The organism is Vibrio penaeicida (assembly GCF_030689305.1).
Classification (GTDB): Bacteria; Pseudomonadota; Gammaproteobacteria; order Enterobacterales; family Vibrionaceae; genus Vibrio; species Vibrio penaeicida_B.
Genome location: NZ_JAUYVM010000016.1, coordinates 1 through 19,252 on the forward strand (window position 1 = coordinate 1; position 19,252 = coordinate 19,252).

General features: G+C 42.1%; 18 protein-coding genes and 1 tRNA gene. 12 read left to right on the forward strand and 7 right to left on the reverse strand.

Annotation, left to right across the window (positions count from 1 at the left end):
* Positions 1 to 106: 106 nt before the first annotated feature.
* Positions 107 to 183 (forward strand) — tRNA-Trp (locus Q8W40_RS21125).
* Positions 184 to 274: 91 nt separating this feature from the next.
* Here Q8W40_RS21125 and Q8W40_RS21130 read toward each other — a convergent pair.
* Entirely contained in the window at positions 275 to 403 is a 129-nt protein-coding gene (locus tag Q8W40_RS21130) for a hypothetical protein (protein ID WP_305400043.1), read from the reverse strand.
* Between the two features lie 268 nt (positions 404 to 671).
* Between Q8W40_RS21130 and Q8W40_RS21135 the strand changes: the two genes are divergently transcribed.
* From Q8W40_RS21135 to Q8W40_RS21165, 7 genes are read left to right on the forward strand one after another with little or no spacing between them, the layout of a single operon-like run.
* Entirely contained in the window at positions 672 to 1,457 is a 786-nt protein-coding gene (locus Q8W40_RS21135) for a DUF3450 domain-containing protein (protein WP_305400044.1), read from the forward strand.
* 1 nt (position 1,458) lies between these two features.
* Positions 1,459 to 2,790 (forward strand): MotA/TolQ/ExbB proton channel family protein, encoded by a 1,332-nt coding sequence (locus Q8W40_RS21140; protein ID WP_305400045.1) that lies wholly within the window; start codon positions 1,459 to 1,461, stop codon positions 2,788 to 2,790.
* 1 nt (position 2,791) lies between these two features.
* Positions 2,792 to 3,337: a MotA/TolQ/ExbB proton channel family protein gene (locus Q8W40_RS21145; RefSeq protein WP_305400047.1), complete on the forward strand. Its 546-nt coding sequence runs from the start codon at positions 2,792 to 2,794 to the stop codon at positions 3,335 to 3,337.
* Positions 3,334 to 3,741: an ExbD/TolR family protein gene (locus Q8W40_RS21150; RefSeq protein ID WP_101110865.1), complete on the forward strand. Its 408-nt coding sequence runs from the start codon at positions 3,334 to 3,336 to the stop codon at positions 3,739 to 3,741. The genes Q8W40_RS21145 and Q8W40_RS21150 overlap by 4 nt, the downstream gene beginning before the upstream one ends.
* 9 nt (positions 3,742 to 3,750) lie before the next feature.
* The gene (locus tag Q8W40_RS21155) at positions 3,751 to 4,365 is read left to right on the forward strand and encodes an energy transducer TonB (RefSeq protein ID WP_305400049.1); all 615 of its coding nucleotides are present in this window, start codon (positions 3,751 to 3,753) and stop codon (positions 4,363 to 4,365) included.
* Positions 4,366 to 4,367: 2 nt separating this feature from the next.
* Complete coding sequence (locus Q8W40_RS21160; protein ID WP_305400051.1) at positions 4,368 to 5,573, forward strand: tetratricopeptide repeat protein; 1,206 nt, start codon at positions 4,368 to 4,370, stop codon at positions 5,571 to 5,573.
* Positions 5,574 to 5,627: 54 nt separating this feature from the next.
* On the forward strand, positions 5,628 to 5,960 hold the full coding sequence (locus Q8W40_RS21165) for a DUF1904 domain-containing protein (protein ID WP_305400053.1): 333 nt from the start codon (positions 5,628 to 5,630) through the stop codon (positions 5,958 to 5,960).
* Positions 5,961 to 6,005: 45 nt separating this feature from the next.
* Here the strand turns inward: Q8W40_RS21165 and Q8W40_RS21170 are convergent, their stop codons facing one another.
* From Q8W40_RS21170 to rdgC, 4 genes are all read right to left on the reverse strand, one after another.
* Positions 6,006 to 6,260 carry a YfhL family 4Fe-4S dicluster ferredoxin gene (locus Q8W40_RS21170; protein WP_101110861.1) on the reverse strand — a complete coding sequence of 85 codons (255 nt, stop codon included), beginning with the start codon at positions 6,258 to 6,260 and terminating at the stop codon, positions 6,006 to 6,008.
* A 3-nt stretch (positions 6,261 to 6,263) separates the two neighbouring features.
* Positions 6,264 to 7,649 (reverse strand): prephenate-dependent tRNA uridine(34) hydroxylase TrhP, encoded by a 1,386-nt coding sequence (gene trhP, locus Q8W40_RS21175; RefSeq protein WP_305400056.1) that lies wholly within the window; start codon positions 7,647 to 7,649, stop codon positions 6,264 to 6,266.
* A 126-nt stretch (positions 7,650 to 7,775) separates the two neighbouring features.
* The gene (locus Q8W40_RS21180) at positions 7,776 to 8,738 is read right to left on the reverse strand and encodes a hypothetical protein (RefSeq protein ID WP_305400058.1); all 963 of its coding nucleotides are present in this window, start codon (positions 8,736 to 8,738) and stop codon (positions 7,776 to 7,778) included.
* A 157-nt stretch (positions 8,739 to 8,895) separates the two neighbouring features.
* Positions 8,896 to 9,807 carry a recombination-associated protein RdgC gene (gene rdgC / locus Q8W40_RS21185; protein WP_305400060.1) on the reverse strand — a complete coding sequence of 304 codons (912 nt, stop codon included), beginning with the start codon at positions 9,805 to 9,807 and terminating at the stop codon, positions 8,896 to 8,898.
* 182 nt (positions 9,808 to 9,989) lie between these two features.
* Between rdgC and phoB the strand changes: the two genes are divergently transcribed.
* The 3 genes from phoB to Q8W40_RS21200 are packed head-to-tail and all read left to right on the forward strand — an operon-like array spanning position 9,990 to position 12,949.
* On the forward strand, positions 9,990 to 10,679 hold the full coding sequence (phoB, locus tag Q8W40_RS21190) for a phosphate regulon transcriptional regulator PhoB (RefSeq protein ID WP_101110881.1): 690 nt from the start codon (positions 9,990 to 9,992) through the stop codon (positions 10,677 to 10,679).
* An 18-nt stretch (positions 10,680 to 10,697) separates the two neighbouring features.
* Positions 10,698 to 12,005 (forward strand): phosphate regulon sensor histidine kinase PhoR, encoded by a 1,308-nt coding sequence (gene phoR / locus Q8W40_RS21195; RefSeq protein WP_305400061.1) that lies wholly within the window; start codon positions 10,698 to 10,700, stop codon positions 12,003 to 12,005.
* On the forward strand, positions 12,002 to 12,949 hold the full coding sequence (locus Q8W40_RS21200; RefSeq protein WP_305400062.1) for a PstS family phosphate ABC transporter substrate-binding protein: 948 nt from the start codon (positions 12,002 to 12,004) through the stop codon (positions 12,947 to 12,949). Before phoR ends, Q8W40_RS21200 begins: the two co-directional genes overlap by 4 nt.
* Before the next feature lie 77 nt (positions 12,950 to 13,026).
* Here the strand turns inward: Q8W40_RS21200 and ppx are convergent, their stop codons facing one another.
* Positions 13,027 to 14,523 carry an exopolyphosphatase gene (ppx, locus tag Q8W40_RS21205; protein WP_305400063.1) on the reverse strand — a complete coding sequence of 499 codons (1,497 nt, stop codon included), beginning with the start codon at positions 14,521 to 14,523 and terminating at the stop codon, positions 13,027 to 13,029.
* Entirely contained in the window at positions 14,510 to 16,609 is a 2,100-nt protein-coding gene (gene ppk1 / locus Q8W40_RS21210; RefSeq protein ID WP_305400064.1) for a polyphosphate kinase 1, read from the reverse strand. The genes ppx and ppk1 overlap by 14 nt, the downstream gene beginning before the upstream one ends.
* Before the next feature lie 195 nt (positions 16,610 to 16,804).
* Here ppk1 and Q8W40_RS21215 point away from each other — a divergent pair, with 195 nt between their 5' ends.
* Positions 16,805 to 19,012, forward strand: a complete 2,208-nt coding sequence (locus Q8W40_RS21215) for an ABC transporter permease subunit (RefSeq protein ID WP_305400066.1) — start codon at positions 16,805 to 16,807, stop codon at positions 19,010 to 19,012.
* Positions 19,013 to 19,252 lie beyond the last annotated feature (240 nt).

The following is a 19,252-nucleotide window of genomic DNA, read 5'->3' on the forward strand; positions in this document are numbered from 1 at the left end:
GTAGTTCAGTTGGTTAGAATACCGGCCTGTCACGCCGGGGGTCGCGGGTTCGAGTCCCGTCCACTCCGCCATTTATTCGAGTGTCGACTCATAAAATACGAACTACAGGGGTGTAGCTCCAATTGGCAGAGCAGCGGATTCCAAATCCGCGTGTTGGGAGTTCGAATCTCTCCACCCCTGCCATATTTGAAAGCCTCGTCGAAAGACGAGGCTTTTTTGTATCTATTGATTTCTCAATTTTGGAAATTGCTAGCTGGGGCATAGCTCAATCCAATCAGCTTTCTCGCATACCTACTTCATTCTCTATGCTGTATACATAAACATGAGTCGATGGCAGAGTTTTTTTGTCTACTGCTTTATTTATCTGAATTGCCAATCGAGTTAAACCCATATACTTAGACATCTTGTTCATTAGACGATTGTGCTGTTAAGTAGTAATCCGTTTGAACTAAAAATGTTAAGAATCTAGATAATTTACATTTAGAATCTTATCAAATGTAAAAGATAAGAAAGTTAATGAAAATTATTCCCATCTTTGATTTAATATTCGCCTTAACTGCTATACATCGATTTTGAATCTAGGCGACCTTATTAGATAGCGTCTGAGTTTCAAAACGTTGTTCATTCATACCACATGTGCTTGGCGATACGGATTCGCCTGAGAATTACTAATGAAAGAGATAGTTTCTAAAAGGGCAAAAACTCTAGTTGTGATACTAGCAGCTATGGGAATTCCTAATTCTTTGTATGCTGATGACTTGGATATAGCCAGAGCAATTGAAAAGAAAACCAATAAGGTTATTCAAAACGCTCAATCGAATGTAGATGCAAATGTCGAGGCGTCATTTACTCTTCAATCCGAGATAGAGCAACTAGAAACTCAAATAGATAACTTAACTCTTTATAGGGATCATTTAACTAAATTGGTCTCTAGTCAAAACTCTGAATTAGTTAGCTTGGAACAACAGCTAAATGATATTGAAGATACTCGCCAAGGTATTGTTCCTCTCATGTATCGAATGATTGATGGGTTAGATTCCATTGTTAGTCAGGATGTTCCTTTGCGAAAAGTAACACGTCAGAAAAGATTGGAAGATATTAAACTCCTGATGGGACGGGCCGATATAGCCGAAGCTGAGAAATACAGAAGAATTCTTGAAGCCTACCAGATAGAAATAGATTATGGGACCAAGTTAGGGGCGTATCCAGCCGAAATTCAATTCGAAGGCAACACTCGTCAAGTTGAGCAACTGTATTTCGGTCGAGTGAGTCTTGTTGCAAGGAGTCTAGATCATAAGCAATTTTGGGTATGGCGCCAAGAAAGTAAAACTTGGAATGAGCTATCTAAAGACAAAGGGTTGGAAGTAAACAAAGCTTTTGCCATGGCTGCAAAACAGCAGGCTCCTTCAGTGGTCACATTACCGCTTTCAATTAGCTCTATAGAGAAGGGACTGTAGTATGAAATATGCTTTAAATACATTAGGTTTTATTGCTGCCATTGTTACGTTCTCTTCATTCGCTGAACAAAGCCTTTCCCAAATCGACAATAGTGCGAATAAGGTTTATCAAGTTGAACGTGTACACAATGCAACGCGTGTTCAGTTAACAAAAGAGCAAAAAATAGAATTGGCGAACAAGAAAGCGAAATTAGAAAAAGCGTTAGCCGAGCTAGAAAAAGAAAATACTCAACTTAGTGAGCAGTTTAGTGTTAATGAACAATTGCTTTCTGAAAAAGAGAAACAGCTGCAAATTGAAACAGGTAGCTTAGGTGAATTATTTGGTGTTGTAAGACAGTCTGCTAAAGAAGTAAAACAAGACTACCAAAATTCACTTATTACAGACGCCGACGAACAGTTGATTCTTGTGGAAAGAGTGATCAGTACAGATACACTACCTTCGTTAAAAATGCTGGAAGACTTTTGGTTATCAGCATCATTTAAAATTCAGGCGAGTGGACAATTAAGCAAGGTTACGGTTCCGTTTGTTAACGGAGACGGCACACATTCAGATCAAGCCGCTATTAGGTTAGGTGATATGGCTTTGATTTCAGAACTGGGTTACTTGAAGTGGGATTCAAAAAACAAGTTTTCAACAGCGTATCAAGCACTTCCCAAAAATACCTCAACGAGTTCAGATGTAATTGCTGGTAACGATATTCTTTTAGACCCAACTCGTGGTTTGTTGCTTGAACAATATGCAAACCAACCGAATTTAATACAACGAATTGAACAAGGTGGTGTGGTAGGAAAAATAATCATCGCGCTTTTAGCTTCTGGTTTATTGATAGCTTTGTTCCGAGGGACTGTTTTACTGATAACTCAAGCACGGATTTCTCAACAGCTTAAAAATCCAGAACAGCCAGGAAATAACCCTATGGGGAGAATTCTTCAGGCATTCGATAACGAAAAACAGCAGTCAATCGATGCTATAGAGCTTCGATTACTCGAAAGAATACTTGATGAGCAGCATGGTCTAGAGAAAGGGCTTTCAATGCTTAAGTTGATGGCCGCACTAGCTCCAATGCTAGGTTTACTTGGTACAGTAACGGGTATGATTGAAACATTCCAAGTGATAACACAGTTTGGCAATAGTGATCCGAAAGTTATGGCGGGCGGGATCTCTATGGCACTGGTTACCACTGTGATGGGACTCGTTGCAGCGATGCCTCTACTACTTGCTCATAATTTCCTTTCAAGCAGAGCGGAAGCAATCAAAGGTACTCTCGAAAAGCAAGGCGTGAGTATCGTTGCTCAACGAGCAGAGTCTGAGCAAATGGCTGAGGCTGCTTAAAATGATCGAAAACTTAGCACTGGTTTACCAGCAAACAGAAATCAATACATTGGCTGAGTTTATGGCGAAAGGTGGACAAGTACTCTGGTGGTTGGCTGGCGTAGTTTTTTTATGCTGGTTGTTGATTGTTGAACGTATTATTTTCTTTAGCTTTAGTTTTGGGAAGCAAAAGAGAAGCTGGATTGAAGCGTGGAAAAGGCGTGAAGACCATCAGTCGTGGTATGCATTAGCACAAAAAAATGGTGTGATGCAGAAAGCCAATTTACAGCTGAATCAGCATTTAGATTTTATTAAGGCTCTTGTTAGTTTATGCCCTATGTTGGGATTACTCGGCACCGTAACAGGAATGATCGCTGTCTTTGATTTAATGGCACTGGCTGGTAGCAGTGAACCAAAATTAATGGCATCCGGTATATCGATGGCTACCCTGCCAACTATGGCAGGTATGGTCGCAGCATTAGCGGGTATGTTTGCCCACTCAAGGCTTGTAAAAATGGCAAATAAAAAAGCACTGAAACTCGAACAACAGTTAAGGAGTGGCGAATGAGGTTAGTTCGTCCAACAAAAGCAAAGGAAGACGCAACGGTCGACTTGACGTCCATGCTGGATATTGTATTTATCATGCTTATATTTTTCATCGTGACTAGTTCGTTTGTGAAAGAGTCTGGTGTTGAAGTTAATCGCCCGCAAGCGGCTCACGCAAGTAGCCAGAAAGACGCTGGGATATTTATCGCTATTACGGCTTCTAATGATGTTTACATCGATAAGCGAAGAGTGGACGTTGAACGAGTTCAAGCTGTTTTGGAAACAGTTCTACTTGATAAGCCAGATGCCAGCTTAGTTATTCAGGCAGATAAGCATTCATACAATGGCACAGTTGTTGAAGTGATGGATGCTGCGAAGGGGGCTGGTGTCGATAAGATCGCGCTGGCTACCGAAGACAAAAGGTAAGTATGTTTCATGAAAAGATTGTTACTTGCCTTACCGTTAGCGCTTGTTATTGCTTCTTCGTTATTCTATTTCATGGCTTGGATGGTCAGTAGCCAAAAAGGGAAGATTGAAGAGTCAAAACCAGCGGTAATGTTTGATTTGGTAATGCAAGAACCTGAAGCAAATGTTCAGCGCCGACAGAGGCAATTACCAGATCCACCGAAGTTGCCGGATCAACCGAAACCATTGCCAACTTCAACCCCTAATGTAACTCAAACGCAGATGCCTCAAATGTTGTCGGCACCTAAATTGGCTTTGGCTAGCTTAGGCGTTGCGATTTCTATGCCTTCTCTCGATGGGATTGGTCAAGACCAACAAGCTTTACCTCTCTATCGTGTTGAACCTAGATACCCGCCTAGAGCTCAAAAACGTCGTATGGAAGGGTATGTCATATTGAGCTTCACAATTGATGAACAAGGCCGTCCAGAAGATATTAATTTATTAGAAGTTCATCCAAACAAAATTTTTGTTCGTGAAGCTATGAATGCACTTAAGCGTTGGAAGTATCAGCCAAAACTTGAGGGTGGCAAAGCGGTTAAGCAGTTGAACCAAAGAGTGAAGATAGAATTTAAAATGAGCAAATAACTATGAATCGAATTTTTTCAATACTGTTAGGTGTTCTGCTAATTGTTACGAACATGAATGTTCACGCGAACAAGTTATCTAGCTACGCGGGGAAAAAACTGCACAAAGCCAGTCAGTTACAGCAGGAAGATAAGCTAGATGAAGCCATCTCTCTGATGGAAAACATGGATTTGAAGTCTGACTATGACAAAGCATTCGCCAATAGAATTTTAGGTGTTTATTACTGGCAGTCTGAAAAGGCAAGCAAAGCAATCGTAGCCCTGAATAAGTCCGTTGATGTAAAAGCACTGCAACCTAAAGAACAATGGAAAACAAGGCAAATGCTCGCCGACATACAGTTCTCCGAGCAGAAATTTAATGACGCTAATAGAAACTATCTAATACTTTTAAAAAATGATTATCCTACCTCTGACAGTAACGAGAAAAATCAGTTAGCTAAAGATAAAAACGATATTCAGCTTCGTATGTCTATGGCTTATTATCAGCAGCAAAATTGGACGTCATCACTAAGCCGAATAAAGCGCTATCAACCTCGTGATACTAAGGAAACGCTACAAGCACTTAAAATTCGAGTTATATCTGAACTTCAGCTAGAAAAATGGAAAGATGCTGAAAAAACCGTTGGTAGGATAATTCGATTCGAACCCAATCAAAAATCGTGGTGGCAGCAACTTATTTCTACCCAACTTCAGCAAGGAAAACAACGCAGTGCTTTGGAAAGTTATGCGTTAAGTAAACTTCAAGGAATACAACTAACGCAGAGCGAGTATGTTGTTTTGGCGCAGCTTTATGGGCAGCATAGAATGCCAGAGAAAGCTGCACGCATACTTAAAGAGATGTTTAATCAATATCCTAAATCCCAAAGCGAAAAACATTTGAAGCTGCAGGCAAATTATTGGCAAATAGCGAAAGAATGGAATAAAGCGATTAGTGGATGGCATCGAGTAGCCAGTATAAATCCTAAATACCATTGGCGCCTTGCACAACTTTTGATTCAACAATCCCGCTACAAACAAGCGTTGGGAATAATTGATAAAGCTAAACCCTACGCAAATCGAAATGATTTCTCTATGGCAAAGATACGGCTGTTGTACAAACTGAATCGATATCAAGATGCGTTAGCTGAAGCTAAAAGGCTGGATGAAAAGGTTCCATCCAGTGCCGCTAAGGGGTGGGTAAGCTACCTAAGCAATAAGGTTTCTTCCTAACAAACTTTACTAAGCGTGATATGCTTTCGCTCAAATTACAAAAGGAAGCATGTCATGCCACATCTGCGTTTTAGGGCTGTAGAGCCTCAAACAGTCCAATCTTTGTCAGAAACACTGATAGAAGATCTTCAGCCTTTAATGGATTGCCCAAAAGAAGACTTCACATTTGAGTACATCTATACCACATTTTTCCACAGTGGGAATGTCGACCCAGCCTATCCATTTGTGGAGGTATTGTGGTTTGACCGAGGTCAGGACATTCAAGATAAGGTGGCTATGTTATTAACAGATGAAGTCCGTAAGGTTGTAGGGAAGGAAGTGGACGTTGCTGTCATATTTACAGCACTGTCTGCGACTCAATACTATGACAATGGTAAGCATTATTAATGCTCGAACGAATTGAAAAAGTCCTGGGAATTCCCAGGACTTTTTTTATGCTAGACCTTGAATAATGACAAACTTTTCTAACAGCTGTTCATCAGTCTCAATATTATTGGGATCCGTGATGATACATTTTGTTATTGGACATACCGACTGACAAGTCGGCTTCTCATAATGACCTTTGCACTCAGTGCATAAATTTGGGTCAATTTCGTAAATGCTGTCTCCCATTGTAATTGCTCCATTTGGGCACTCGGGATCGCACATGTCGCAATTGATGCAGCTGTCTTTAATCAGCAGTGCCATTTCTTACTTACCTGTAGCGTTACGTGTATCCTGCCCTGGGTTTAGGTTACGCATAAGTAGACCATAACTAAGATCCATATCTTCAGGCACTGGGATAAATACAAAGTGACCGTTGCCTTTTGCATCGTCTACTGGCTGAGATTTTCTATTCTCCATCGCTTCAAGCGTAAATATTACATTGCCATTTGGTGTCATAAGTTCAAGGCTATCACCTAAAAGAAACTTATTTTTCACCTCAACTTCAGCAAGATCGCCACGTCTCTTACCCGTAAATTCACCTACAAACTGCTGTGAATCGGATATAGAGTAGCCATAATCGTAGTTTTGGTAAGCATCATGAGTATGACGGCGAAGGAACCCTTCGGTGTAACCTCTGTGAGCGAGGCTTTCCAATGTCCCCATTAAAGACTCATCAAATGGCTTGCCTGCGACGGCATCATCGATGGCTTTACGATACACCTGCGCAGTACGAGCGCAGTAGTAAAATGATTTGGTACGCCCTTCAATTTTAAGAGAGTGAACCCCCATTTTCGTGAGGCGATCAACATGCTGAATAGCTCGAAGATCTTTCGAGTTCATGATGTAAGTACCGTGCTCATCTTCAAACGCAGCCATTTTTTCTTCTGGACGGTGGCTCTCAGAGAGTAAAACAACTTCATCGGTCGGCTTACCAAGACCAAGCGTGTTGTCTGGTCGCTCGTCTTTAACTTCGATGGATTGAACTTCAGCAGGGTCAAATTTCTCTACAATCTGACCGGATTCGTCTTCTTTGCCCTTTTCTACATTGTATTCCCAGCGGCATGCATTTGTGCACGTGCCTTGGTTTGGGTCGCGTTTATTCATGTACCCAGAAAGAAGGCAGCGACCAGAATATGCCATACATAAGGCACCATGTACGAATACTTCTAATTCTGTTTCCGGGCAATGTTCACGAATCTCTTCAATCTCTTCTAACGACAACTCACGGGATACGATCACGCGCTCAATGCCATTGGCTGCCCAAAACTTAACCGTTGCCCAGTTAACAGCATTAGCTTGAACGGAAAGATGGATTGGCATGTCTGGAAACGCTTCACGAACCATCATGATAAGTCCAGGATCAGACATAATCAGCGCATCTGGACCCATTTCTACAACAGGTTTGAGATCGCGGATAAAGGTTTTTAGCTTTGAGTTATGCGGTTGAATATTACAAACCACATAAAGCTTTTTACCTTGAGCATGAGCTTCATCGATACCTATTTTTAGGTTTTCATGATTGAATTCGTTATTGCGAACGCGAAGGCTATAGCGAGGTTGACCTGCGTAGACCGCATCGGCGCCATAGGCAAATGCGTAGCGCATATTTTTAAGGCTTCCGGCCGGCGACAGTAATTCTGGTTTGAACATTGCTTCTTCTTCTCTATTTCTGATTTCAAGTCAGACCGATGCCACCCAGTGGCATCGGAGGGCGCAAATTTTACGCTTTCTGGAAGCTTCTTACCAGTAAATTTGTAAGGGTTATTACCATGGACCTTAAAGGTTACAATTGTTAAGTAGCTGCGTTGTTTTCCCACTTTTTCGAGGAGTCTTATATGTCATTGCATACATGTTTCCTACTTCGACGCAGACCCCTTCTTCTACTTCATATAATGCTTCATATGAAAACAAATTGTCCATATTGCCTGCAGTTTCATTAAATATTCGTTTTTCTCCAATGGGTTTGCCAGTTTTCTCATCATGTATGTACTCAAAAAGAGCAAAATATTTTATGGAGGTGCTATTGTCGAGTGGAATGGTGGAACTGATATTTTCCCTTTTCAGCTTTCCGGATTCGTATGTGTACTGCCTGTTTTGTAAAAATTGACTATTTCTTTGAGCACCGGATACATCTAAGGTTCTTATAAGGTCGTCTTTGTTCCAGCCAAAATTAAAGTTAAGCCTTTGGGATTGAACTTCCGTTAACTGGTTACGTTGATTATAGGTGTACGTATACGTATCTATAATAGTGTTTTCAGAATTGTAAACGTCAATTTTTTGTGTATTACCACCTGAATTGTAAGAAAAGTGATATGTACTATTTCCCTTGACGATATTACTGATTTTTTTTGAACCATCGAATGTAAATTGCGTTTTCGAACTGCTTACTCCATTGAAGAGTTCTTCTATGTATACGGGAAAGTTTTTGTCATCGAAGTTAATGATTAACTCTGAAGATTTATGTGTTGGTAATAAATTGCCATATTTTAGGTTTTTATCAGATGTGAGTCGTCTAGTTAGCTCTGAAGTAACGTAGCCGTCGCTATTGTATGTGTATAGAGTTTCAAACTCTGGTACGCCATCGTTGTCAAAATCTATGAACTTTTTGGATATGCGTGTTGGAATGGGTTCGGAAATTACTGCTGTAACATTATTACCTTCATTACCTTCACTACTACCGCCACCACAACCAGATAGTACTAGAGTGGTAATACATGCCAATGCGACTTTTGTCTTCACATTCATTCCTTTTTAAATCTGTGAAAGTTAGAAGGCGCGAAAGCTACATGTAATAGAATACCTGTTCTAGTAGAGTTACATAATTGTTCGACTTGATTCACATTTGAAGGTTAGGTGCAAGTACTTACGAGCACCTAATATTGGGAGAGTCTATTTATCACTCGCTATGTGGCAATCCACCCAGCGCTTCGAATAGCGAAGGGAGAAAGGCGCTGAATTCGCCGCACATCAGGGAGAAATCGGCATCAAATCTTGCGGCTTGATCGTCTCGAGGAATGTCTTTATTTTGATCTTTTAGTTCATCACTGAACTTTAAGCGTTTAATGCTACTGTCTTCTGCGAGAACAAATTCAATTCGGTCTTCCCAGTTTAGCGCGAGTTTGGTAACAAGTTTGTCTGCTTCAATGTGGGATAAGATCTCATCAGCAGAAAGCTCCTGTTTTTTGCAGCGGATAACACCGCCATCTTCTAAAACAGATTTCAATTCTGCCTCATCCAAAATAGTAAAGCCTGATGCCGCATTTGATGATTTCACCCAATCAGTCATTGTCGATTCAACCGCTTGTTCTGGAATGGCTGGAACAACAGGTAGGCTACCCATGGTTTTACGCAAAAGCGCCAATACGTCTTCTGCTTTTTTATAGCTGCTGGCATCAACCAGAATGAAGCCTTCTTTCGGTAAGATAAGGACATAGGTAACATTGCTTTTACTGAACGCACGCGGTAGTAAATCAATAATGATGTCTTCTTTTAGCGTGTCTTTTTCTTTTTTCTTCAGTGGGCGACCTTCTTCTGATTCCATCGCCTCTACTTTTGCGTTTAGAGATTCTTTAATCACGGACGCAGGAAGCATTTTTTCTTCTTTCTTGGCGCAGATAAGAATTTGGTTATCAGAAACATGAGTCATCATGTCTCCATGTCTACCCATTGCAGTCGTCCAGCCAAACTTTTGTTTATCTTGGCTGCCACAAGGAGTGAAACGGAATTCTTGCAGCTGTTCTTCCAGTTTGTCGGCGTTAAATTCGATACCACGATTGAAGCGATATACAAGGCAGTTTTTAAACCACATATCTGATCTCATCTCTTTCTATTTAGGGAACTGATGATAGGGGATTTTTTCTCAGTTGTCTTATTAGACCGAGGAAAAATCATAATGAAAGTTATATGAAAATTTGTTTTCAAGGGTCACAAAAGTGTCATAATTAATCATGATAATGCATGACGTTGATTAAATTTAAAGGTAATTCAATTATGTCTAGAAGGATTCTGGTGGTTGAAGATGAAGCACCGATCAGAGAGATGCTGTGTTTTGTGCTTGAACAAAAAGGTTACCAAGCTGTTGAAGCGGAAGATTACGATACTGCCATCAGCAAACTATGTGAACCATACCCAGACCTGATTTTGTTGGATTGGATGCTACCAGGTGGCTCTGGCATTAATTTTATTAAGCATTTAAAGCGCGAAGAACTGACAAAAAATATTCCTGTCGTCATGCTGACAGCACGCGGTGAGGAAGAAGACAAAGTTCGTGGGCTTGAGGTTGGAGCGGATGACTACATCACCAAACCATTCTCACCTAAAGAACTGATAGCTCGACTCAAAGCTGTTATTCGTCGTGTGACACCTACCGCATTAGAAGACATCATTGACGTTCAAGGGTTAAAACTCGACCCTGTATCTCACCGAGTGACGGCCAATGAAGAAGCTCTGGATATGGGGCCGACTGAATTTAAAATGCTGCATTTCTTCATGACTCACCAAGAGCGTGTATATAGCCGTGAGCAATTGCTTAACAATGTTTGGGGTACAAACGTTTATGTAGAAGATCGTACAGTAGATGTACACATTCGACGTCTTCGAAAAGCACTTGAAGGTGCTGGTCATGATAAGCTGGTTCAAACTGTGCGTGGTGCAGGCTACCGCTTTTCTACACGAGCTTAAGAACAAAGCGGAGAGCGAATGGTAGAAAGGTTAACTTGGAAAAAGCTAGTTTGGTCGCTGGCTTTTTTTTACCTACCTTGGGTTGTGGTAGGTTGGATATTTGGATATATGCCGTGGTTGCTTCTTGCAGCTACGGCTATTCAGCTTGGGTGGCAGTTACATAACCAAGTTCGCCTATCTACATGGCTTTGGGATGACAAGCGCTTAACCCCTCCTGCTGGAACAGGAATGTGGGAATCTCTATTTAATGGGATTTACCGCATTCAGCAAAGACAAAGAAAGAAGCGTAAAGAGCTAACGAACCTTATTCGCCGTTTCCGCAATGGCGCAGAATCCCTTCCCGATGCAGTAGTGGTATTTCGAGGGGAAGGCAATATCGTATGGTGCAACAAGCTTGCTCAGCATCTATTAGGGTTTCGATGGCCAGACGATTCAGGCCAGCCTATTTCTAATCTCATTCGCACTCCTGATTTTATTAAGTACTTAAACAAGCAGGACTTTTCTGAGCCTTTGGAAATGCGTTCACCTTTAAACGTGGAACGTATTCTTGAACTTCGTATTGTGCCTTATACCGAAGGTGAACACTTAATGGTCGTGCGTGATGTGTCTCAGGTGAAACAGTTGGAAGGTATGCGACGCAATTTCTTTGCAAATGTCTCTCATGAATTACGCACTCCGATGACCGTACTTCAAGGCTATTTAGAGATGACTCAAGATCCTGAAATGCTAGTTGGCCCAATGTGGGACAAAGCTCATGGGGTGATGACAGAGCAGCTTAACCGCATGAACAGTTTGGTCAACCAACTTCTCACGCTCTCTAAAATTGAAGCAGCACCAATGCATGAATTGGATGAGGTGGTCAATGTCCCTGCGATGCTGGAGGTACTAGAAAAAGAGGCATCAACATTGAGTGGGGATAATCAGCATGTACTTAAATTTAATGTGGATCCAAAACTGAGAGTCTTGGGAGACGAAGATCAGCTTCGAAGCGCCATTTCCAACTTGGTCTACAATGCGGTGAAGTACACGCCTCCAGGTGCAGAAGTTGCTGTCCAATGGCGAGATACCCCAGATGGACCTGAGTTAAAAGTTTCAGATACAGGGGATGGTATTGAGCCTCAACACATTCATCGTCTAACAGAGCGTTTTTATCGAATCGATAAGGCTCGTTCGAGAGAGACGGGAGGAAGTGGGCTAGGATTGGCCATTGTGAAGCATGCGCTTAGCCATCATGACTCACATCTCGATATTCAAAGTGAAGTGGGTAAAGGGAGCTGTTTCTCTTTTGTGCTTCCTAAAAAATTGTCGGTAGAGTCCTTACGATGAGAAGTTTCGCTCTTCTATTAACCATATTACTTTTACCTCAGCTTATCCATGCTGAAGAGGCTTTGGATCCGTACCAAAAAGTGAATGGAATATCAGGAAACCTATCTTCTGTTGGCTCCGATACGTTAGCAAGCATGATGACATCTTGGGTAGAAGAGTTTAACGATATTTATCCCAATATAAATGTGCAAGTCCAAGCGTCAGGCTCATCAACGGCAACTCCTGCTTTAGTTGAAGAAACCGCTCAATTTGGACCAATGAGCCGACCAATGCGTGCTCGTGAGGTTGAAGCATTTGAGCGTCAACACGGTTACAAGCCGACAGCTTTAAGAGTGGCTATAGACGCCATTGGAATTTTTGTGCACCGTGATAACGCCATACAGGGGCTTAACTTTACCCAGATCGACAGCATTTTCTCGTCAACATTGCGTTGTGGAGCAAAAGAACCCATTCAAAACTGGCAACAATTGGGTATCAAGCAAGAGTGGGCGAAAAGGCGCTTGCAATTGTTTGGTCGTAACTCAGTGTCGGGCACATACGGTTACTTTAAGACAAATGCATTGTGTGGTGGTGATTTCAAACGAAACGTGAATGAGCAGCCAGGAAGTGCTTCCGTCGTTCAATCCGTCGCTTCATCCATTAATTCTATTGGTTATTCCGGGGTTGGCTACTTGGTATCGGGGGTGCGGCTCTTGCCTATTGCCAATCAAGGTGACGATTTTATAGAGGCTAGTCGAGGTAATATTCTTTCTGGTGATTACCCGCTTTCACGCTTCCTGTACGTTTATGTAAATAAACATCCCACAAAGCCGTTAGGTCATCTAGAGGCAGAATTTGTCCGCTACATATTTTCTGAGCAGGGTCAGGCTCTTGTATCGAAGGATGGCTACGCGCCAATTTCATATAAAATGGCGCAAGCAGAGCTTGAAAAAGTCGGGCTTTAACGCGCTTAACTTATTGCGAATTAGACTTCTAGCATATTAGGCTTTTAGCGCATATAAGTCTTAACAGGACGATGCTTTTAGTAGTCCAGAACCCAGTCAGCAGCCTTCCAGATTTCTTTTTCAAGGGCTAAATCGGCTTCCAGAAGTTTATTGTCTTCCAGCCAGTTTTCATCGGTACACTTCAAGCGCCACGTTTGCTCTTCAAGTTCGATATGAATGTTAGGTGTCGGTGAGTCATTCCTTTGCCCGTTAATCAACACTGCAAGACGCATAATACGGATTAAAGGAACGATATGCTTTGTTTTAAATAAGGCAAACTCGGGAAGATCGCGCAGCTTTAGAGCCTTGCGTTGAAAGCGCGCCAGTGTAGCTAATACAAGTTGCTGCTCCTGATTAAACCCTGGCATATTCGTGTTTCTTAGAATGTACTCAGAATGGCGATGAAAACCCTGATAGCTGATACTCAGACCCACTTCGTGCAATAAAGCACTCCATCCGAGTAAATCAAACAATTCACTGGACTTTTTGATGCCGATTTGGGGGGCTAATTGTTTAAGAAATACATTGGCTTGCTTGCGAACCTTATCGGCATGTTCTAAATCGACTAAATGCTTTCTCGCGAGGTTTTCCGTTGTCCGCATGCGAATGTCACTTCGTTCAAATCGCTCTTCCATTTCGTAGAGCAAACCTTCACGTAATGCACCAGGAGAAAAATGCAGTTTCTCAATCGAGAGGGCTTTAAATATGCCTTCTAGGATCACCACTCCCGCAGCAAATACGGGTTGCCTTTCTTCCGCGAGACCCGGTAAAGAAATATCATCGATAGAGTCAAACTGCAGCAGTTCATCAATCAAATGTTGAAGTCTTTTAAGGGTAATGATGCCGTCTTCGTACCCCATATTGATGAGGACTTCGCGTACCGCTTTTGTCGTTCCTGATGAACCTATGGCGACATCCCAACCATGCTTTATATACTTATTTGTAAGAGACTCTAAACGTTGCTCAACAGCAATTTCAGCCTTAGTGAAGTTCTTACGGTTGAGTTTACCGTTAGTAAAATACTTCTCGGTAAAGCTGACACAACCCATGCGCTTACTGTTGATCATAGTGGGTTCAAAACCAGTACCAATGATCATTTCAGTACTGCCTCCACCAATATCGATCACCAACTTAGTTTCGGATTCTGGTTGAGTGTGGGCTACACCGGTGTAGATTAATCGACCTTCTTCAAGACCGGATATGATTTCAATGGGAAAAGGTAAAATACTGGCGGCTCGTTGAATAAAGATATGAGCGTTATTGGCTTGTCTGAGCGTATGGGTTGCAGCAATACGTACATTTTCAGGGGCAAAGCCCTGCAAGCGTTCTGCAAATATCGTTAAGCAATCTAATCCACGCTGTATTGCGGCATTGTCGATGTTGTTTAAGTGATCTAACCCCGATGCTAACCGGACACGCTGCTTATGACGGCTTACTATTTGAAGATCTTGTTCTAGGACTTTTGCAACGACCATATGGAAGCTATTTGAGCCCAAGTCGATAGCCGCAATCTCTCTCGATTCAATGTTTGTCATGACTTATTGATGATGCCATTTTTTTCTTTTCCTGTTTTTCAATGTGCTTCAAATAGTCATAAATAGCAATTTGTGAACGAACTTTTCTTTTATTTCCGCGTGGTACATATGTATTACTCATTTCTTTATCAATACGGCGAGCTTTTACGGTATCGGTAAAATGAATATTGACGATATCAATAATCCTACGCTTAAGTTTTGGATCACTTATTGGGACGGCAACCTCAATTCGGTGATCAATGTTTCTGGTCATCCAATCAGCAGAAGAAATATAAACGAGAGGATCACCACCATTTTCAGTAATTAACACGCGAGGGTGCTCTAAGAATCGGTCGACAATACTTATGATTTGAATGTTATCGCTGACGCCTTCAACACCGGGAACTAACGCACACATACCACGGATCACCATCCGAATTTTCACGCCAGCATTGTTTGCGCTGTACAACCTATTGACGAGTCCTTTATCCACCAAGTTGTTGACTTTTAGGGTTATGCTTGCTGCGTTTCCTGTTTTAGCTTGTGCAATTTCATTATCGATAAGCTGATACAGCGTTTCTCTAGAGTTACGTGGCGAGACGATCAGCTCGTTAAATTTTACCGGACGGTACGGGTTTTCTATGTAACCAAATACATTACGTACTTCATTGGTAATTTCTCTTTTGGATGTGAGCAAAGAAAAATCAGTGTAAGTCCGAGCTGTTTTTTCGTGGAAATTACCGGTCCCTATATGGGCGTATCGAGTAATTTCTTCCCCTTCCCTGCGGCTGATCAGTAACAACTTGGAGTGAATTTTTAGCCCCGGAGCACCAAAAATAACCTGCACTCCTGCTTCCGTTAATACACGAGACCATTCGATATTCGCTTCTTCATCAAATCTGGCTTGCAGCTCAATAACTACCGTGACTTGCTTACCATTGTGTACCGCGTCAATCAAAGAGTTGAGCAATCGGGAATTTTTCGCTACCCGATAGATATTGATCTTAATGGCCAGTACTTTTGGATCGAAAGAGGCTTGTCTCACAAATTCATTGATATGGTCAAATGTATGATATGGGTAGTAGAGCAAAATATCTTGCGCGCGCAGAGCTTCAAATGCATTTGTATATCGGTCGAAATCCGTCGAACGAATTGGCTGCAACGGTTTGTTTTCTAAGTAATCTCGTCCCACGTTTGGGAAGCCAATAAAGTCTTTGAAGTTATGATATCGACCGCCAGGAATGAGGCTGTCGAAATTGGACATTTGCAGTTTTTGGCATAAAAACGTGAGCATTTGCTCCGGCATATCTCGCTGATAAATAAAACGAACAGGCATGGCGGTTAAGCGCTGACTCAAGCCTTCAGACATTTGTTCCAACAAGCTATGCTCGAGCTCATGGCTTAAATCGTATTCGGCATCTCGTGTCATTTTCATTGCGTAGCATTTAAGTTCTTCGTACTCAAAGAAGCCTCGGAAAATGTCGTCTAAACAAAACCGGATAATGTTATCGAGCAAAATAATGGTTTTGCGTCTCTTTCCTTTTTGTTCTGGCACCATGATAAAGCGGGGCAGGTTCTCGGTAGGAATCTCCACCAAGGAGTACAAAGGAGCATCATTGCCAAGCATTTCTACACTTAAGTATGAGTATTCGTCTTTGAGGAATTGAAGTACGTCGATCTCATCTGTCATGAGAAGTGGCGTTATATGTGGAAGAACTTCTTTCTGGAAGTATTTTCTAATCCACTTTTCCTGATGCTCATTTAACTGAGTTTCATTGACAAGAAATATTCGGTGTCTCGCCATTTCCAGAATCAATTCGTTGTAGAGTTCGTCAAAATCTTGGTTGAGTTTTAGTGCCTTAGATTGCATCTTGCTGAGTAAGCGTTTGGAATTGTCATTTCCTCCCCGCTCTTGATTGATGAGAATACGGCGTTTTACATCGGCAAATCTTACTTTGTAGAACTCGTCTAGGTTATTGGAGAATATCCCGAGAAAGCGCACTCGCTCTATGAGGGGGACGGATTTGTCTGCTGCTTCCTGCAGCACTCGCTCATTGAATGAAAGCCAACTAAGTTCCTTTTCTACATAAAACTTTTCCGCGCTCATAAATGATTCCAGACTGAGAGGTTTGTTGAGAATTGACTCAATGAAATTAGATTGTTTTTGTGACGTTTTTATTTCAGCATACAATTGCATTAGGCAGGAGTACGCAAATTTCAAGGATTTATCGGAAGTCTGTAATATTTTTGTCATCCAATCGACATATTATGACAGTGACTATAAAAAGGTAGACCATAAGAGATGCTCCACACAGAATTTTCATTAAAAGAACGCGATCGTAAGCGGTTGATAAAAGACCGGTTTATGAGGTACGTAGTGAAAGCTGGTGGCATCAGTGTATTAGTCGCATTGCTATTGATATTTTTCTATTTATTGCTCATGGTGCTGCCTGTCTTTTCTTCAGCGAACATTGAGCGTGTTTCTAGCGTACCAGCCCAATTTTCTAACACCACAACTTCTCATTCAAATAAGCCTATTGCAGCTGGCGTAGATGATTACGGTCAGCTAGGTTATTTCCTTATGGAATCAGGGGATCTCGCGTTTATTGACCTCACTGATGGTCGTATCATGCAGTCTCAATCCATTTCTACAAATGCACTTTCATACTCAGGTATGCCAGCAAGTTTGGGCTGGCATGCATTCGTTTCTGGAAATGAGGGTATTAGTGCCGTAAAACCGAGCTTCTCGGTGCAGTTCAATGAGCAAGGTCGAGTCATTACGCCGAGAGTGGATACTACAAATTATGAGATACCCGAGGACATCGTTAATCAATCACAAGTAGTTTCTCATTTTACGTTTGCTATTGGTGATGAAAATGCCACCTTTGCCATATTGAATGAAAGCAATCAGCTATTCAGCTGGCGAGAAAACGAAGGAGAATCTTCTCAATCGACTTCTTTCGGAACGGTTGAAAATATCATTGATATTAAGATGACACCGGACGGGCAGCAGCTATTCATATTAACTCCGCAAGAAATGATGATTATGGCGTGGATTCAGGGGCAAGGCTTCTCCGTGCGAGAAGTAGTGGATCTAACACAAGGCGGGGATAAACGTGCTTTATCCATGTCGTTGCTCGCAGGGGCGCAATCGGTACTCATCCAATATACGGATAATACCGTCGCTCAATGGTTTGATGTATTAAAAGAGCGAATCCGGACGCTGACCTTTATCCGAGATTTTGAGTTGTCGGGTACTGCGGAATTACTATTGCCAGAATTTTACCGTAAAGGTTTTTATATCTTTGATAATAAAGGTCGAATAGAGAGTTTTTATACTACCAGCGAAGAAAAAACGTTCTCTGCTCCACTATTGCAAGAAGATGTGCAAATTGCAGCTGTATCAAGCAATGAAGATAGCTTGCTGGTGGTAAGTCATAGCCGTATCGATGTTTATTCGGTCGATAACGAATATCCTGAAATTTCACTTTCTGCATTGTGGCAATCAGTTTGGTACGAAGGTTATCCAGAGCCGCAATATGTCTGGCAGTCCACTTCGGGAAGTGATGACTTTGAAGCAAAATTTAGCCTAGTGCCGATTGCTTTTGGGACGTTGAAAGCGGCGTTTTTTGCCATGATTTTCGCCGTACCTATCGCCGTGCTAGGTGCAGTTTATACCGCTTACTTTATGTCTACCCCTATGCGAAAAGTGGTAAAACCAGCCATTGAGATAATGGAGGCTTTGCCAACGGTTATTATCGGTTTTTTGGCTGGGCTCTGGCTGGCTCCCGTTGTCGAGACGCATTTGCCTTCAACTTTGGCGCTGGTCATCTTATTGCCTTTATCGACCATTATCATTGGGTGGCTGTGGCACCTTCTGCCATCGAAGTGGTTGTCTGAAGTTCCGAATGGATTGCATGGTTTGATTCTTGTGCCGACATTGTTGTTGGTGACGTTTGGCATTATTTCGTTTAGTCATGAAGTTGAGCTTTTTCTGTTTGGTGGCGATGTACGAGTCTATTTGGCTGATATCGGGATCGACTATGACCAAAGAAACGCGCTTGTGGTCGGCTTAGCGATGGGGTTTGCGGTGATTCCAACGATATTTACTATCTCAGAGGATGCGATTTTCTCTGTGCCTAAACATCTATCTGATGGCTCATTAGCGTTAGGGGCGACTAAGTGGCAAACCTTGATATACGTTGTGTTACTCACCGCTAGCCCCGGTATATTTTCGGCTGTGATGATGGGGCTTGGTCGAGCGGTGGGGGAAACCATGATTGTTTTGATGGCGACAGGCAATACACCGATCATGGACTGGAATATTTTTGAAGGAATGCGCAGCTTGTCTGCCACCATTGCGATTGAAATGCCAGAATCTGATGTGGGTAGCTCCCATTATCGTTTGCTGTTTCTCGCTGCCTTGATTCTGTTTGTATTCACCTTTTTTGTTAACTCCGTGGCTGAGTGGGTAAGGCAGCGCTTGAGAGACAAATATCGCGCACTTTGATGGCGTATGTTAAGTGAGAGTTTTTGTGTCGAATTGGTTTAAATCGGGTGCACCTTGGATATGGTTAACGGCTGGCGCGGTAAGTGTTAGTTTGATATCTGTATTAGCGGTGTTGCTTTTGATTGGTTGGAAAGGGCTCAGTTATTTCTGGCCTGCGCCTCTGTATGAATGGCAATCTCCAAACGGCGGTAAAGTTGTCGGTCAACTGTATCAACGCAAAACAGTTCCGATCGAGCGATT

What these genes read in the sequence shown, in the direction of transcription:
- Q8W40_RS21160 (WP_305400051.1), top strand. Translation starts at nt 4,368, where the DNA reads ATGAATCGAATTTTTTCAATACTGTTAGGTGTTCTGCTAATTGTTACG.
- Q8W40_RS21155 (WP_305400049.1), top strand. Translation starts at nt 3,751, where the DNA reads ATGAAAAGATTGTTACTTGCCTTACCGTTAGCGCTTGTTATTGCTTCT.
- Q8W40_RS21135 (WP_305400044.1), top strand. Translation starts at nt 672, where the DNA reads ATGAAAGAGATAGTTTCTAAAAGGGCAAAAACTCTAGTTGTGATACTA.
- Q8W40_RS21215 (WP_305400066.1), top strand. Translation starts at nt 16,805, where the DNA reads ATGCTCCACACAGAATTTTCATTAAAAGAACGCGATCGTAAGCGGTTG.
- trhP (WP_305400056.1), bottom strand. Translation starts at nt 7,649, where the DNA reads ATGTTCAAACCAGAATTACTGTCGCCGGCCGGAAGCCTTAAAAATATG.
- Q8W40_RS21130 (WP_305400043.1), bottom strand. Translation starts at nt 403, where the DNA reads ATGTCTAAGTATATGGGTTTAACTCGATTGGCAATTCAGATAAATAAA.
- Q8W40_RS21145 (WP_305400047.1), top strand. Translation starts at nt 2,792, where the DNA reads ATGATCGAAAACTTAGCACTGGTTTACCAGCAAACAGAAATCAATACA.
- Q8W40_RS21200 (WP_305400062.1), top strand. Translation starts at nt 12,002, where the DNA reads ATGAGAAGTTTCGCTCTTCTATTAACCATATTACTTTTACCTCAGCTT.
- Q8W40_RS21165 (WP_305400053.1), top strand. Translation starts at nt 5,628, where the DNA reads ATGCCACATCTGCGTTTTAGGGCTGTAGAGCCTCAAACAGTCCAATCT.
- phoR (WP_305400061.1), top strand. Translation starts at nt 10,698, where the DNA reads ATGGTAGAAAGGTTAACTTGGAAAAAGCTAGTTTGGTCGCTGGCTTTT.
- phoB (WP_101110881.1), top strand. Translation starts at nt 9,990, where the DNA reads ATGTCTAGAAGGATTCTGGTGGTTGAAGATGAAGCACCGATCAGAGAG.
- Q8W40_RS21150 (WP_101110865.1), top strand. Translation starts at nt 3,334, where the DNA reads ATGAGGTTAGTTCGTCCAACAAAAGCAAAGGAAGACGCAACGGTCGAC.
- rdgC (WP_305400060.1), bottom strand. Translation starts at nt 9,807, where the DNA reads ATGTGGTTTAAAAACTGCCTTGTATATCGCTTCAATCGTGGTATCGAA.
- Q8W40_RS21140 (WP_305400045.1), top strand. Translation starts at nt 1,459, where the DNA reads ATGAAATATGCTTTAAATACATTAGGTTTTATTGCTGCCATTGTTACG.
- ppk1 (WP_305400064.1), bottom strand. Translation starts at nt 16,609, where the DNA reads ATGAGCGCGGAAAAGTTTTATGTAGAAAAGGAACTTAGTTGGCTTTCA.
- Q8W40_RS21170 (WP_101110861.1), bottom strand. Translation starts at nt 6,260, where the DNA reads ATGGCACTGCTGATTAAAGACAGCTGCATCAATTGCGACATGTGCGAT.
- ppx (WP_305400063.1), bottom strand. Translation starts at nt 14,523, where the DNA reads ATGACAAACATTGAATCGAGAGAGATTGCGGCTATCGACTTGGGCTCA.